Below are 15,870 nucleotides of genomic sequence, written 5' to 3' on the forward strand. Positions count from 1 at the left end.
AATTTTAAATAATGCCATTTATAATAAAATCAATGAAGTATTATGAGGTTATTGATGTAATTTCCATCTCTTTATTTGAAGCTATTAATAGCAACCCCAACGGGGTTAATCCACTTCATCTAAAACTTAACGAATTAGCTATATTGTTTAGCGGAGACACTAGAAGTATTCTTTCTATTATAATAATCTCTACCGACAACAATGGAGATTGATTAAAATAAACAAGGTCTGAAAAGTGCCATTCTGAATATTACCGAGAAACAAAATATATTTTGTTTAGAAGGTAGCAGCGAAGCTGTGAAGAATCTCTTAAAAACATAATATATTGATTTAAAAAATAATAAGATTCTTCGCTATAGCCTGTACTGAGGGTAGTCGAAGTACTCTGAATGACAAAACATATTACTTTTCAGATAGCCTCATTTGACGGTTACAACTCCTTAAAAGCTATCATCTATTCTTATTTATAATTCTCACGAGCTTTCTTTGCCCAGGCGATTAAAGCTTCTTTTTCTTCCTGAGTGATAGAGCCATGCATCCACGTATAAGAGCTCAATGGCATTTCTCCTTCTTCTACTTCTTCTACTAACTCTTCTAATTTATGATCTTTCTTTTTATCATTATATGTATCCCATTTAGATACATTAAAATGTTCATTACCTTCTTCTATATGATGACCTATCCAAAAAGATACCGGTGCTACTTCTGTATACCACGGATACGTTGTCTTATTGCTATGGCAATCGTAGCATTGTGCTTTTAAAATTTTAGCTACTTCTGTATTGGGTTTAGTTTCCATTTCAAATGCTGCTACGTCCCTAAGCTCTGCATTATTCTTTTCTGGTCTGTAAAATTGAATTAAAACCAAAGCTACCAATAATACAATCAGTCCTTTTTTTATTGTTTTCATTTATTATCAAGTTTAAAATTTAACCTGCAATGTAGCATAAAAATTTCTAGGAGCAGATGGAATAATTCCCGGACCGGGATATCCAGTAGCTCTTCTGGTAAAATAACTATTGTCTAAAGCATTGTTAATCCCTGTTTCTAACTTAAATCGCTTGTAACTATAAGACAGCGATACATCTAGAATATCGTATTCTGGAATTTCACCTACGACTCCGCTTAAACTTGCAATTGTAGAATTAGTTGCATCTGTAAATTGTTTTCCTAAGTATGTATATTGAATACTGGCCAATAAATTTTTGTATCCTCCTTGTAAGCCTGTTTTTAAATTTAAATCTGGAATAAACTCTACTTGATTCCCTTTAATACCTGATTGCTCTGAAGCTGTGTATTCAGAGTTTATAATGGATGTATTAATAAAATAATTCAGTTTAAAATTATTATCTAAACCAAACAATTTCTTTAGATTAAAATCGAACAATGACTCGATGCCATACATGATGGCATCACCAACATTTCCACGTTCGCTAATAACCCTTCCATCTGGCAATCCTTTTTGAACAAAGCCAATTCTACCATTATAGAACAATCCAAAAACACCTAAATCGTAAGACACCAAACTTTTGTAGTTACCACGAATTCCCAAATCTGCGGTAAAGCCTTCTTCATCTGTAATATCGGGGTTTATAGAAAATGCTGGATTAGTAATATTAATATCTGAAAAAGTTACAGAACGGTAATTTTGAGAAATATTTCCGTAAAGTTCAAAACCAGAACTGGCTTTATAACTTAAACCCAAACCTAATAAGACAAACGAACGTTCAAAGCTATTATCATCTTCTACTGTTTCTTCAAAAATAACATTCCCAGCTCCATCAGTATTTATACGCTTAAAATACCCGTCGCTTTCAGTTTTTATATATTCAAATCTAAATCCAGGCGTTATAGAAAATTTATCCGATACATAAAATATATTCTCTCCAAATATCGCAACATTTACGTTTGGTAAATCAAATTCCGACTGATTAGGGTAGTTAGGAAAATGATCTGTTGCAAAATCAAAATCTGGCCCTATACCATCACTTCCTGGTCCTTGTTTTTGGTAATTATTTGCCTTATAAAATTTGGTACCAATTAAAAATGTAGCATTCTTGTTAAACAACTTGTATTTACTCAATAATCTGGACTCAAAACCAAAATTTTTAAAGTCTCCCTTTATTAAATCCCGTTCGGTGTTTGGATCAACTTGGTTTACCCTGTTCGTTCTAAAACCTAGTGCATCGCGCGATGCATTTAAACCAAAAAAATTAAACGTAAAGTTTGTTTGTTTTGAAAATTCATGCGCAAATTTTAAGTTATATAATAACCAATCTACTTCAAACCAGTTACGCGATCTATTACTCTGCAAAGGGTTTTCATCAAACATTTGATCTGTTAAACCACCGCCTTGCTGAGCCAGATATCTTAAATAAGACACTTCGGCCGATAATGACGTCTTTTCTGTAAATTGATATCCCAAATGGGCAAATACATTTTTAGATTCAAATTCTGAATTTGGTCTAAAACCATCACCCTTTTTGTAATTAAAATATGTGTAATAACTCCATTTGTTCTTAGTACCGCTTAAACTAGTAAAATTGGTATACAAGCCAAAACTTCCAAGTGTATTTCTAGTTATTATTTCTAAAGGTTTGCTTTGCTTTGGTGATTTCATTTTAAAATTCACCAAACCACCAAATTGTGTCCCATATTGCAAGGAAGCTGCACCTCGAATTATTTGTATCTCTTCTAAACCTTCTGATGCTGGTGTATAATAACTCTCTGGGTATCCTAAAACATCTGCACTAATATCATATCCATTTTGTCTGGTGTTGAAATTCGCAGTTCGATTAGGATCCAGTCCCCTACCTCCAATATTCAACTGTAACCCCGCATCGTCATTTTGATAAATATTTAATCCTGCAACCTGGCTGTAAATTTGCCGTGAATTATTTGAAGCCAGGTTTGCCATTGATTGATCTACTAAAATAACCTCGGTTTTTTTACCTGCATAAATAGCTGTTTCTTCGACATCGTTTAATCGTTTTAACTCAAAAATCCGTTGTCTATTTGCAGTAACTATCACCTCCGAAAGTTCTGTTGTTAAATCATCTAAAGCTATATTCAAATCCTGAGTGTTTTCGGTATTTATATTCACTTCTTTAATTTCATATTCAGAAGAAAAAAACACCAAGGTTATTTCTTTTTTGGACGTTTGAAATTCAAAATCCCCTTTTGAATTTGTAGTTGCCAATAAGCCTGATGTTTTATCATAAACACTTACACCTGCAATAGGTTTATTGTTTTTAGAAAATACAACACCCCCTTTGATGGTTTGTTGCGAGTAGAGAGATACACTAAAAATAAGTGCAAAAACAAGTTTACAGTCCTTTAATTTCATCTTTAAAAGGTAATATCCAATACTTTGGTTTTAATGATTCTTTTTCGCGATATAAATCAACATTTTTATCTATAAAAAGTTGGCTTAACCGACCATTCAATGCGACATGGCTTTCAACAAAAACCTGAACATTTTCATGACCCTGTGATTTAAAATGATCTCCCAGATAATGTGCATATTCCAATATAAAATCTGGTTGAAAGCTCATTTGTTTTTCTTGAAATGAAGTTAAGAAATCTTTATTATCAACATAGAAAAAATCTCCAGTTTCGGCATTTGCAATTTTAAAAGTCGATATTCCCTTTTTTTCCATAAGCATAACGCGCCATGAGAAACGAAAACCTTCTTCAGTCCAAAACAATTCGTTTGGATATAACAAATATCTAAAAGGAAACAATAATTGAACTATAAAAAACAAGATTAACAGTCTAGTCACTGGCTTTTTAAATTGATAATTATAGCTCGATTTTATATTCATAGTAGGGTTTGCAGCTCGGTTTTTAAAAATGCGCTTAAGAAAACCAATAATCTTGATATGTAAATTAGCATCGAAGAAAATTAATGTTGACACAATCATGATAAATGGAAACATGCCTATTGGAAATAGGATGCGCGTAAATACATGAAATATGAGTACTAAAACGAAAGCAAAAACCCGAGTTCTCCTGTATAGTAATAAAAATGGAATCGTTAAATCGTAAAACATACCACTCCAGCTCATAGCAAAATGAAACCAATTTTGATGCATCAGGGTGTCACCAATTAATGGCAAATCATATTTAGACGGCAACCATATTTTTAAAGGCATGGCTTTAAATAGCCAATCGCTATTTATTTTAGCTAAACCAGCATAAAAGTAGACAATACCCAATAGAAGTTTCACACTATCAATGGTCCATTTTGGGACCTTCTCAAATGTTTTTTTCCTTAAGATATTATCAACCGAAAAATGAGCATTAGCTGGTAAAAAAATCATTAAAAAGCTCAACAAACTTACAAAGTAATAATGATTTAGATACGTTGTTTTATCCATCAACTCGATGTAAGTAAAACTTAAAAAAAAAGTAATTATAGCTAATCTGTATTTAAGTCCAAACGCTACAAACAATGCCGAGACGCCACATATAATAAAAAGTAAATATGTATACCCTCCCAATGGTTTTACCCATTCAAAACCATAATAAGAAAAATGGAATTTTGGCTGGATATATAAGGTTTCAATCCAACCATGATACCAAAAACGGATCATACTAAAACACATCATAATACCAAAAACTATTCTAAACACTGCTAAAGGTGCTGCGTTGGTATTTTTACTTAAATATGTTTTTATATCGAAATTCATTCTATGAACTCATCTTCGCTTTTCTGTTTCCCGAAATCTGCATAGACAGGCATGTCCAAAATTTGTCCATATTTCGTTGCTTTTTTAGGCTTAGTTATGCTATACCTTTCAAAAATGGCCTCATCCAAACAAATTTTATCCCATTTTCGGTTAAAAACAAAAAATCAAAATGAGTCCTATACAAAAAAAGCTGTCTAAATAAAGACAACCTTTTTTTTAATTTTCATTGTTTTAATCGCCGTCTGCATCTACATAATCCACACTGATATTAAATGCTTGGAGCATGTCTACCTTTAAGGATACCACAGCTAATTGAAGCGCATCATACGCTTCGGTCATTTTTGTATTATCAGTATTTATTTGTGAATTAAAATCTGCATTTAAAGCTTGTAGTTTTTGACGGGCATTATCTAATCTGGAGTTTATCAAAGTCACCAATTCTCCTCGTCCTAAATCTATTAAATAGCTACTAAAACTTTCCCCGGTATTACTACTGGAGTATGCTTTTCCTTTAAACAAATTTTGTACTGCATTTAAAGCTTCTAAAGCTAATTCCCTTGAAAATGTTTTACCATAGAATCCTTCCACTTTTTCTGGTAATGGAGCTGTAGAGAAGTTTCCTGCAGGAATACCTATTTTATTAGCCCGCAATCCTTTTTCATAATAAAATACAAAGTCATTAATAAACTTGTTCAAAGCACTGGTGCTTGTATTTCCTGTTTGGCTTACAAAAGTTTCTCTATAAGAGCTAGTCCAATCATTTAACACAGATTCTGTCAATAACTGCATTTGGTCTATTACATCAGAAAGATAGTTTTTATAATTAACCTCTGCATATTTTCCTAAAATAGCAGTATCATCTGCACCTATACCATATAATAAATAATCTACTGCAGGAAAGCCTACAGCATCATTATTATTAACATGTGACAAATCATAAGAACCAGATGCTATATTTGCTTCGACATCTGTTGTTGAAACTGGATATACATTCATTTGAAAGTAATATAAAATCTCTTCAGCTTTTCCAATGTTAAACATCTCTACATGCTGCCATGTTTTGTATGCTGCCAACCATGATACTCTAAGGGCATCTAAATTGGTTTGATCTGGTGTTGCGATAAAAACTTCTTTATCAGATTTTAAAGTAGAAAGCTTAGTACTTAAGTCTTGAAAAGCTGGAATGACAATATTATCTGCCATATTGGTTAATAAAGCGCCTCTGTCAAAAGTATCAGTATTTTCAGAAGCCCCATCATCCGAAGACGAAGAACCACACCCTATCATAAAAGCGGCAAATAATAAACCTAAAAAAGTCTTTCTTACTGTAAACATAACCTATAAAATATAATTTTTGCAAAAATACTAAAAGTAGTTGTTGTATTATATGATACAACAACTACTTTTATAATAAATAGTTAATCCTAACTTTTATTTTTAGCTTCCTGCCTGTGCAGTTGTAAAGCTAAACTTAGCTGATATCGTATTTGATATAGTGTCTAAAGCTTGTTCTGTTAAATCCCAAAAGCCATTCCCGTTCATAAGTGTTGCAATAATTGCATCTACTTCTGCCTTTGTAAAATATGGTTCGTTAGTTCCTGGTTTTCTTGTAAACTGCAAACTGTAAACAAATCCAAAACCTTCAGACAAATTATGGAATGCTGCAGCATTATCGGTTCCTAAACTTCCTTTCCCTTGTTGTAAATAATGTACAGCTCTAACACCAATAACCTGAGATATTTTTTCTCTGATAATTTCGGCTTGCTCATCTCTAACATCATAGTTTTTAGCTACAATTGCTGCTCTTCCCAATTTAAAAGCATTATAAACATCTGCAGCTATACCAGCAAAATCTGTATCGTTTTCTACTCTAGACAAGTATTTGTTTAGAAAACTATCAGCATTTAATTGTGGCGCTTCAGGGTTTTCTTCATTGCCGTATAAATAACCAAATGCTTCATCCCATTTATGCTCCATAGTAGTATACGACTTACCATCTTCTACAGTTTCAGCATCATTATCCGCTACATTTGTCCCAGCATCCAATACATCAGAACTCAAATAATTATTTAACATTTGATCTACCATTAAAGCACCAATTAAAGACTTTGCAAATGCTTGATTGTACTCCAAGCCTTTTGCATTAATGTAACGAGTAGAACCACCTCCAGCTTCTTGTAAATTACCAGCATTACCTGGTGTAGCTGTTGTATTCCAGTTAGGGAACACATCTAAAACTTGCGATTCTATCCAATTGTCAAAATCTGCTTTAATAGCGTTTGCCTCAGTGGTATTTGCAGAAAAATAATCTACTGAAGCAGCTGTTTTACTTCTAATGCTCTTATCAGATGCATTTAAATCTGGATCACTAAAATCATTCTCGTTTTCAACATGAGCAAACATAGCATCTAAAGCTATTTTTGTTTGTAAATTATCTTTGAATGCAGCCACTAATTCTTCCGCCATTTGAATTCTTGTTGTTTGCCCACCAAAATTTACTGTCGAGCTTCCATTTCTTACAAACTCATAAGTTGCAGGAGCTACAACATCATTATGCTTACTTCCTCCATCGTCATCACTTGAACATGATTGAAGCAATGCCAATACCACAAAAAGACTTAGTACTATTTTTTTCATTTTAAAGTAGATTAATAATTTTTATTTAGACTTATTATAAATAATTGTTATTTTAAAGTTGCAAATATAAAACTCATAATTATTTACACAAAGTTTATTTAGATTAAATTTAAATAAATTTTGAAATCAACGCTTTAACAAAAAAAATCAATGATAAAAATTAAAAATCTTAGAAGCTTCATTATAAGCACTCTCAAAACTGAGTGCATTTAAACTATTATTTTTATTTGAAGTAAAGTATGACAATAGTTTTTCGGTAGGCATATTGCCCGTAAGTTCATCTTTGGCCATAGGGCATCCACCAAAGCCCTGAATGGCTCCATCAAAACGTTTGCAACCAGCTTTATAGGCCGCATCCACTTTTTCAAACCAAGTGCTTGGCGTTGTATGTAAATGTGCTCCAAATTCAATATTTGGATATAGGGGGATTAAATTTGAAAAAAGATAATGAATACTTTCGGCATCAGAACTTCCAATAGTATCACTTAAAGATAAAATTTTCACGCCCATCTTCGAAAGTTTTTCAGTCCACTCCCCTACTATATCAACATTCCAAGGGTCTCCATAAGGATTACCAAATCCCATAGATATATAAACGACCACTTCCTTTCTTGATTTATTAGCAATTTCCAATATTTCTGAAAGGGTTTCAACAGATTGCACTATCGTTTTATGCGTATTACGCATTTGAAAGTTTTCTGATATTGAAAACGGATACCCTAAATAATCTATTTCTGGATGCTTACTTGCAGCTTCCGCACCTCTTGTATTGGCAATAATGGCCAGTAACTTACTGGTCGTTTTAGAGAGATCAAGTTTTGACAACACTTCGGCAGTATCGACCATTTGGGGTATGGCCTTAGGAGAAACAAAACTACCAAAATCGATAGTATCAAAGCCAACGCGAAGTAACGATTGGATATACTGCACTTTATTCTCTGTTGGAATAAAGTCTTTAATACCCTGCATGGCATCTCGTGGGCATTCAATAATCTTTACGTTGTTTTGCATTTAGTCAAAAAAAATGAAAAGATAAAAATACTATTAATTTAGTTAAGCTATTAACGATTTTTAAATAGAAGTGATTTAAACTTTTTTGATTGAAGCGAAAAATAGCTGATTTTTATTCGTTTTGAAGCCTTTTTTGCACTTCATAGCAGCGTTACGAAGTAATAAAAAGACGAAAAAAGGGTGAAAAGGAGCATTTTGCAGCCAATTGAAAAAAGTTTAAATCACTTCATAAATAATTTTTTGAAACGAACTATCCCCAAGACAAATCCTAGGGGAAATTCTTTTCGATTTATCTGTAAGTTTAAATACAATTAAACGACTTTACCTTTATCTTATAGAATGCATTGAAAAACTTTAAATGAGTTAATAAATAACCATACCGTGAAGCATATTAATTTCCTTTTTATTTTTTTTATTTCCTGGTCTTCTTTTGGTCAAAGCACAGCAAATTATACGGTCACTTTTGAAAGTATTTGGGAATGGACTGCCAGCAATGCCACCGATGGTCAAAGTACCATTGATTTACCTTCAAATGCCCATTGGTCACCATTAGTAGTTACGACACACCAAACTGCAAATACTTTTTTAATGATGGGAGCGGCTGCTTCTCCTGGTATTGAATCCATTGCAGAAACTGGTGCTACAAGTATTTTTGTCACTGAAGTTAATAATAATCCTGATGCCGATAAGGTGATTGTTGGCAACGGACTTGATAGTGCCAAAGGAACCATTTCCATAAACAGCTTGGAGGTTAGCGAAAATTTTCCGTTAGTTACGCTGGTTTCAATGATAGCCCCTACCCCAGATTGGTTTATTGCCGTTAATGGTGTTACCCTAAGGTCTGGAAATAATAGCATTAACAATGGGTGGAAAGACACATTTACGTTGGATTTGTTTCCTTACGATGCTGGTACCGAAGACGGAGACGGTTATTCTTTAAACAATGCAGATAGCAACCCCATAGGAGTTATAACAAGTCGATCGAATATAACACCTTTTAATAATAAAAAAATTGGCACTGTTACCTTTACATATAATTCATCGACCCTAAGTACAGAAACTATTAATAAGATTGATATGGTAAAAATATTCCCAAATCCCACTAGAGGAAGCATTACGATTTCCCATCTTCAAAATATTGAATTAAAGGCTATTGAAGTGTATAACATATTAGGCTGCTTAGTAAAACAAATAGATGTTAAACAAGGGGTATCAAAATTAAATGTTAATCTGACAAACCTGAATAAGGGTATTTATCTATTAAATTTAAAAACTATAGATGGTGCAAACAGGTCACAAAAATTAGTAATCAACTAAATATTAAGTATATAATTGAAGGGTAAGCGATAAAATTTACGTTTTAACGTTTTTATTATTCATCTTTTTTATTAAGGTATACATTTGGAAAAATGTTTAGCCCTAATGAATATTTTTACTACTGACCCTAAATCCTTACTTCTTTCGATATTTTTATCGGTTTCATTTTATATGGTCTCCGGACAGCATAAATCAGAACCTGGTTGTGGCACCATTACAACGTCTGAATCCCTTGAATATATACAGAGCATAAAACCACAAATTAAGCAATACGAACAAGCATTTTATTTTAGTAAATCCGGTAAAGGTAGTGCTCGTAAAATAATGAATTCCATTCCTATTAAAGCCCATATTATTAGGTCTTCAAATGGTACAAACGGCCTTGACATTTTAGATCTTAATAAGGCTATTGAAAATCTTAACGCTATTTATGCAGAGGCCTTTATGGAGTTTTTCCTATGCGATGGTATTAATTATATAGATGATGATGCCTTTTGCCATTTTAAAAAAGGCAACGAAAGTGATTTAAAAGAAACAAGCTATACCCCTGGTTTAATAAATATTTATTTTATCAATTATTTGGAAGACACTTCCGAGGAAAGCATTTGTGGCTATAGTAATAATGTTGGGAGACATAATGATATCATTGTTATGAAAAACAGCTGTACAACTAATGATTCTTCTTTAGCACATGAATTAGGCCATTTTTTCTCTTTAACGCATACACATGGGCCTGATAATAGTAAAATGACCACTGAATTGGTAGACGGGAGCAACTGTGATACAGATGGTGATGGTATTTGTGACACACCAGCAGACCCTATGCTCTCCAACAATAATATTAATAATTTTTGCGAGTTTACAGGCGTAGAAACAGATGCAAATGGGCAGACCTTTAACCCCGATACAGGTAATTTAATGTCCTATTCCAGAAAGTCATGTAGAAACCATTTCACATTTCAACAACTGGCTAGAATATATGCTTTTTATCAAACTACGAAAAACTATTTAGCCTGTCCTTCGTTTAACGCTAATTTTACTGCCGATACTAGTGTGACCTGCAAGGAAACATTAACTGTGAATTTTAAAAATAATTGCTCTAATATTACCCATTGGCAATGGGATGTAGACTCAGATGGTATTATTGACTATACAGTTCAGAACCCTTCGCATACCTACGATACAGGGATATATGATGTAACACTTACAGTTTCTAATGCGTCTAAAACGATAAAGAAAACCTTTTCAAAATTCATAAAAGTTGGTACAGAAACAAATCCTTTAGAAGAAGGTTTTGATGGTTTTGAAATAGCGGGAGACAAGGGCTGGACAACAATAGATGCTTCTGAGAATGGTTATAATTGGTATTCAAATTCAGGAAAAACAGCTACAGAGGGCACCGGGCCTTTAAATGACAATACCCTAAATGGCACCACAGGAACCTATATTTATGCAGAAGCTTCTGGAGCGGAACCAGGGGATGTTGCCGAATTTATTTCCCCATGTATTAACATAACAACGCTATATACCGAGTTGGAATTTTCATATCATATGTTTGGTAAAAATATAGGAGCATTACATGTAGATATTAAAACCGATAGCGGTTATATTAATGATGTCGTTCCTGCACTTTATGGCAGTCAACAATCCAATCAAAATGATGCATTTTTAAAGAAAACCGTTGATCTATCTTCTTATGTAAATCAAACTATAAAAGTTCGTTTTAGAGCTATAAGAGGTGCCAGTTGGGATGGTGACATTGCTATTGACGATATTCTCATTAAGAATGTTGAAAAAGAACAAAACCCATCTAATACATTATTAGATATAAAAGCATATCCAAACCCTATTATAAGCAATTTGCTTTATATTAAACATAGAAACACGGAAGCTTTTTTAAGTTATCAGATTTCTAATTTAGTTGGACAAGTATTCTTATCTGGAGCATTAACCAATCAGCCAATTAATGTGAGCAGTTTATCTTCTGGAACTTATTTCTTAACAATTAATAGTGAAAATTCTAGAATCGTTAAGAAGATTGTCAAGTAATTTAGGATTGAACAAATAATAGGATTAAGAATTAATGGCAATACCAAACTGTATTCAAGAATTTTAAGCAACTTTCACGCTTACTTTTCAAGCAAGGCTTTATTAATTCGTTTTACAAGGCTTGGGCCCTCATAAATAAAACCGGTATAGATTTGTACTAAGTCTGCACCAGCCTCTATTTTTTCAATCGCATCTTTCTCGGTATGTATACCTCCTACTCCAATTATAGGAAATGCCTTATGGCTCTTATCTGATAAATATTTTATAACCCTTGTACTTTTATCTTTTATAGGTTGGCCGCTTAAACCTCCATGGCCTATACTTTCAAGTTGTTCTTTTGGCGTTTTTAAACCACTTCTGTCCATAGAGGTATTACTAGCTATAACACCGTCTAATTTTGTTGCAGCTACAAGCGCAATGATCTCATCTAATTGGCCATCATTTAAATCGGGAGCTATTTTTAAAAGAATTGGTTTTGCACTTCGACTGTGCTCGGTATGACCATTTTCGAATGTTGCATTTGCCTTTTGTACAGCGCCTATTAGCTCTTCTAAATAATCCTTATCATTTAATTTAGCATGACTTCCTACGTTCGGACAACTAACATTAAGCACAAAATAGTCAACATAAGGGTGCAATGCATTAAAACACTCTAAATAATCCTTGGTATAATCTTCAGGTTTTGTATGGGTATTTTTTCCAATATTACCACCAATAATCAATTTTCCCTGATTCTTTTTTAATTGAGAAATAGCAGCTTCTACCCCTTCATTATTAAACCCCATTCGGTTAATAATTCCCTGGTCGCTTTTAAGCCTGAATAATCTTTTCTTAGGGTTTCCAGCTTGTCCTTTGGGCGTTACTGTGCCTATTTCAATAAAACCAAAACCAAAATTTGCCAGCTCGTTATATAATACCGCATTTTTATCAAAACCTGCTGCTAAACCTACAGGGTTTTTAAATGTTAATCCAAATAATTTTCTCTCTAACTTAACATTTTCAATGACGTACAAACTTCTAAAAACGGCTTTAAAACCAGGGATTTTAGAGGTCATTTTTATCAACGAAAATGTAAAATAATGAATCTTTTCAGGATCGAATAAAAAAAATAGAGGGCGAAGTAGTAATTTGTACATCCAGTATTATTTATGCAAAAATACTTCTAAATAAAAAATTGGACAATTCAAAAGCAAAAAAAATTAATAATCGTATTTTTAAGCCCATAATAGCCATTGAACTGGTTTAAACTTTTTGGATTATAGCAAAAATTAGACATTTTGTGACCAGTTGAAGGTTTTTATTTGTTGCATAGCATCGCTACGGAACAAATAAAAGGCGAAAAGTGGGTGCAAAAGGGCAATTTTTTAGCCAATTATAAAAAGTCTAAACCAGTTCATTAAGTTATTTCGCTCAAACCACACCAAATTCAAATTTTATTTAAAATGATCACAAAAGAAAACATCATAAAACGATTTGTAAGTTACGTTACTATCGATACGGAATCCGATCCAACCTCAGAGACTACGCCTAGTACAAAAAAGCAATGGGATCTGGCTAATAAGCTAGCCGAAGAACTTAAAACTATTGGCATGCAAGAGGTTAGCATTGATGCTAATGCATATATCATGGCAACCTTACCAAGTAATGTGGATTATGATGTTCCAACCATTGGATTTATTTCGCATTTTGATACCTCACCAGATTTTACAGGCGCTCATGTAAATCCTCAAATCATTGAAAATTATGATGGTCAGGATATCGTTTTAAATGCAGATGAAAATATTGTATTATCTCCCGACTATTTTGATGATTTACTTTTATATAAAGGGCAAACCTTAATAACAACCGATGGCAACACGCTTTTGGGTGCGGATGATAAGGCTGGAATTTGTGAAATTGTATCGGCTATGGAATATTTAGTGAACCATCCAGAAATTAAACACGGAAAAATAAGGATCGGATTTACTCCCGATGAAGAAATAGGTCGAGGTGCACATAAATTTGATGTCGAAAAATTCGGTGCAGATTGGGCCTATACTATGGACGGAAGCCAAATAGGCGAATTAGAATATGAAAATTTTAACGCTGCCAGTGCCGTAGTAAAAGTAAAAGGTAAGATTGTACATCCTGGATATGCTAAGGGAAAAATGATAAATTCTATGTACATCGCTCAGGAATTTATTAATTCTTTACCACGGATGGAAACTCCAGAACATACCGAAGGGTATCAAGGGTTTTTCCATTTGCATACTATGAAAGGAGATGTTGAAGAAACAGTTTTAGAATATATTATTCGCGATCATGATAAAGGTCATTTCGAGGCACGCAAAGAAGTTATGCAAAAGCTAACTAACGAATTAAATTCGCAATACGGTAGGGAAGTTATTACCACCGAAATTAAAGATCAATATTATAATATGAAAGAAAAGGTCGAGCCTGTAATGCATATTGTAGATATTGCAGAAAAAGCCATGAGACAGCTAGAGATCCAACCACTTATTAAAGCGATTCGTGGTGGTACCGATGGCTCACAATTGAGTTATATGGGATTACCATGTCCAAATATATTTGCCGGCGGACATAATTTCCACGGCCGCTATGAGTATGTGCCTGTTGAAAGTATGATTAAAGCAACAGAAGTGATCTGTAAAATTGCGGAGTTAACAGCTTTAGAGAAATAAAAAAACCTTTAGTCCATATCGATCAAAAAAACAGATCTGTATTTTGACTCTGAAACATATAGTAGAAAAGATTATAAATCTTTGAATTTGCTTTTTATTTCAGAATAATTTTCTGACATTCACATTTCTTAAATAAATTTATGGATCTAGACCAGCTTATTTTAAAATTCCAGCAAAAAGACGAAAGGGCTTTTGAAAGTTTGTATAACATGTACAGCGATAGTATGCATGGCGTTATATATAATATCGTTAGAGACCATAACATAGCAGAAGAAGTCATGCAGGACGTTTTCATTAAAGCATGGCATAAAGCAGATACTTATTCTAGCAAAAAAGGTCGTTTTTTTACATGGATTTTGAACATTTCCAGAAATGCTGCCATAGATAAAACACGGTCTAAAAATTTTAAGAAGTCAAAACAAAACCTAGATGCCAATTTTTTCGTAGATATACTTGAAACCAGTGACAGCTTAGATAATAAGACAGATGCCATTGGTGTTAGTAAATTTGTAAACAAGTTAGCGAAAAAATGTATAGAGGTTATTGAGCTTTTATATTTTAAGGGCTATACACAAACTGAAGCATCGGAAACTCTTGACATGCCCGTGGGAACCATTAAAACCAGAAATAGAAATTGTATTAAAGAGTTAAGAAGCATGGTTTTAAATTAATTTATGGATATTAAAGCATACATAGAATCTGGAATATTAGAGCTATACGTAGCAGGTACACTTTCTAAAAAAGAAAATAAGGAAGTGTATAATCTTATGCAGCAACATCCTGAAATATTGCAAGAAGTTTTAGAAATTGAATCTGCTATCATAAAATTAACCGCTTCGGCTTCCCAACTAAAAAATAATGATTCATTACAGAACATAAAGCAAGCATTGGGTTTTAATATTAATGATGGCTCCAAGGTTATTTCTATAACTAAACCAAAATATAACTGGCTAACTTATTCGGGTTGGGCAGCTTCTATAATTTTAGCTTTAGGCTTGTTATGGACCATCAATCAAAACAATCAGTTAAGATCCGATATTCAAATATCTGAAACGCAGCAATCTTTATTAGAAACTCAAATTGCCAATTCAAAAAACAGCTTAATCGAGGCTAAAAATTTGATAAGTGTTTTACGCGACAACAATATTACTCAAGTACCTTTAGCAGGTCAAGGTCATTTTGCCGATACATATGCCAAAGTCTATTGGGATAAAAATTCGCAGCGAATTTTCTTGGATGTATTGGGTTTACCAGAGCCTCCTGAAGGAAAGGTCTATCAGGTTTGGTCTTTAAAATTAAGTCCGCTAACACCTACCAGTTTAGGAACCATCGATAATTTTATCACTGATGAGAACAAAATATTCGAAATAGAAAATGTAAACGAAAGTGAAGCATTTGGTATTACTTTAGAACCTGCTGGCGGTAGCGAATCACCAACTATGGAACAATTATATACCTTGGGTGTAGTGACATCAAGTTGATAA

General features: G+C 33.2%; 13 protein-coding genes. 6 read left to right on the plus strand and 7 right to left on the minus strand.

Annotated features, from left to right (window positions below):
- Positions 1-11: 11 nt before the first annotated feature.
- Complete coding sequence (locus PQO00_RS13685) at positions 12-212, plus strand: hypothetical protein (protein ID WP_274185408.1); 201 nt, start codon at positions 12-14, stop codon at positions 210-212.
- A 248-nt stretch (positions 213-460) separates the two neighbouring features.
- Here PQO00_RS13685 and PQO00_RS13690 read toward each other — a convergent pair whose 3' ends face one another.
- From PQO00_RS13690 to PQO00_RS13715, 6 genes are all read right to left on the minus strand, one after another.
- Entirely contained in the window at positions 461-910 is a 450-nt protein-coding gene (locus PQO00_RS13690; RefSeq protein ID WP_274185409.1) for a heme-binding domain-containing protein, read from the minus strand.
- A gap of 12 nt (positions 911-922) precedes the next feature.
- Positions 923-3,346: a TonB-dependent receptor gene (locus PQO00_RS13695; protein WP_274185410.1), complete on the minus strand. Its 2,424-nt coding sequence runs from the start codon at positions 3,344-3,346 to the stop codon at positions 923-925.
- The gene (locus PQO00_RS13700; RefSeq protein WP_274185411.1) at positions 3,327-4,691 is read right to left on the minus strand and encodes an HTTM domain-containing protein; all 1,365 of its coding nucleotides are present in this window, start codon (positions 4,689-4,691) and stop codon (positions 3,327-3,329) included. Before PQO00_RS13700 ends, PQO00_RS13695 begins: the two co-directional genes overlap by 20 nt.
- Positions 4,692-4,922: 231 nt before the next feature.
- Entirely contained in the window at positions 4,923-6,026 is a 1,104-nt protein-coding gene (locus PQO00_RS13705; protein ID WP_274185412.1) for an imelysin family protein, read from the minus strand.
- Between the two features lie 102 nt (positions 6,027-6,128).
- The gene (locus tag PQO00_RS13710; protein ID WP_274185413.1) at positions 6,129-7,328 is read right to left on the minus strand and encodes a DUF4856 domain-containing protein; all 1,200 of its coding nucleotides are present in this window, start codon (positions 7,326-7,328) and stop codon (positions 6,129-6,131) included.
- Positions 7,329-7,475: 147 nt separating this feature from the next.
- A complete protein-coding gene (locus PQO00_RS13715) occupies positions 7,476-8,339 on the minus strand; it encodes a hydroxymethylglutaryl-CoA lyase (protein ID WP_274185414.1) in 864 nt (287 codons plus the stop codon).
- Positions 8,340-8,720: 381 nt separating this feature from the next.
- On the opposite strand from PQO00_RS13715, the gene PQO00_RS13720 reads away from it, so the two are divergent.
- Together PQO00_RS13720 and PQO00_RS13725 are read left to right on the plus strand one after the other, a co-directional pair.
- Positions 8,721-9,656, plus strand: coding sequence for a spondin domain-containing protein (locus PQO00_RS13720; protein ID WP_274185415.1), 936 nt, complete (start codon positions 8,721-8,723; stop codon positions 9,654-9,656).
- A 105-nt stretch (positions 9,657-9,761) separates the two neighbouring features.
- Positions 9,762-11,705, plus strand: coding sequence for a T9SS type A sorting domain-containing protein (locus PQO00_RS13725; RefSeq protein ID WP_274185416.1), 1,944 nt, complete (start codon positions 9,762-9,764; stop codon positions 11,703-11,705).
- Positions 11,706-11,785: 80 nt separating this feature from the next.
- Here PQO00_RS13725 and PQO00_RS13730 read toward each other — a convergent pair whose 3' ends face one another.
- Positions 11,786-12,841, minus strand: a complete 1,056-nt coding sequence (locus PQO00_RS13730) for a quinone-dependent dihydroorotate dehydrogenase (protein ID WP_274185417.1) — start codon at positions 12,839-12,841, stop codon at positions 11,786-11,788.
- Between the two features lie 306 nt (positions 12,842-13,147).
- Between PQO00_RS13730 and pepT the strand changes: the two genes are divergently transcribed.
- The 3 genes from pepT (at position 13,148) to PQO00_RS13745 (ending at position 15,867) form a co-directional block, all read left to right on the plus strand.
- Positions 13,148-14,386 (plus strand): peptidase T, encoded by a 1,239-nt coding sequence (pepT, locus tag PQO00_RS13735; RefSeq protein ID WP_274185418.1) that lies wholly within the window; start codon positions 13,148-13,150, stop codon positions 14,384-14,386.
- Between the two features lie 140 nt (positions 14,387-14,526).
- A complete protein-coding gene (locus PQO00_RS13740) occupies positions 14,527-15,057 on the plus strand; it encodes an RNA polymerase sigma factor (protein ID WP_274185419.1) in 531 nt (176 codons plus the stop codon).
- 3 nt (positions 15,058-15,060) lie between these two features.
- Positions 15,061-15,867 (plus strand): anti-sigma factor, encoded by an 807-nt coding sequence (locus tag PQO00_RS13745; protein WP_274185420.1) that lies wholly within the window; start codon positions 15,061-15,063, stop codon positions 15,865-15,867.
- Positions 15,868-15,870 lie beyond the last annotated feature (3 nt).

Origin of the sequence: Flavivirga sp. 57AJ16 (assembly GCF_028736925.1) — a bacterium.
In the GTDB taxonomy this organism is placed as follows: domain Bacteria; phylum Bacteroidota; class Bacteroidia; order Flavobacteriales; family Flavobacteriaceae; genus Flavivirga.

Excerpts from the sequence above, each read along its gene's own strand:
- PQO00_RS13685 (WP_274185408.1), top strand. The coding sequence starts at position 12 with ATGCCATTTATAATAAAATCAATGAAGTATTATGAGGTTATTGATGTA.
- PQO00_RS13690 (WP_274185409.1), bottom strand. The coding sequence starts at position 910 with ATGAAAACAATAAAAAAAGGACTGATTGTATTATTGGTAGCTTTGGTT.
- PQO00_RS13695 (WP_274185410.1), bottom strand. The coding sequence starts at position 3,346 with ATGAAATTAAAGGACTGTAAACTTGTTTTTGCACTTATTTTTAGTGTA.
- PQO00_RS13700 (WP_274185411.1), bottom strand. The coding sequence starts at position 4,691 with ATGAATTTCGATATAAAAACATATTTAAGTAAAAATACCAACGCAGCA.
- PQO00_RS13705 (WP_274185412.1), bottom strand. The coding sequence starts at position 6,026 with ATGTTTACAGTAAGAAAGACTTTTTTAGGTTTATTATTTGCCGCTTTT.
- PQO00_RS13710 (WP_274185413.1), bottom strand. The coding sequence starts at position 7,328 with ATGAAAAAAATAGTACTAAGTCTTTTTGTGGTATTGGCATTGCTTCAA.
- PQO00_RS13715 (WP_274185414.1), bottom strand. The coding sequence starts at position 8,339 with ATGCAAAACAACGTAAAGATTATTGAATGCCCACGAGATGCCATGCAG.
- PQO00_RS13725 (WP_274185416.1), top strand. The coding sequence starts at position 9,762 with ATGAATATTTTTACTACTGACCCTAAATCCTTACTTCTTTCGATATTT.
- PQO00_RS13730 (WP_274185417.1), bottom strand. The coding sequence starts at position 12,841 with ATGTACAAATTACTACTTCGCCCTCTATTTTTTTTATTCGATCCTGAA.
- pepT (WP_274185418.1), top strand. The coding sequence starts at position 13,148 with ATGATCACAAAAGAAAACATCATAAAACGATTTGTAAGTTACGTTACT.
- PQO00_RS13740 (WP_274185419.1), top strand. The coding sequence starts at position 14,527 with ATGGATCTAGACCAGCTTATTTTAAAATTCCAGCAAAAAGACGAAAGG.
- PQO00_RS13745 (WP_274185420.1), top strand. The coding sequence starts at position 15,061 with ATGGATATTAAAGCATACATAGAATCTGGAATATTAGAGCTATACGTA.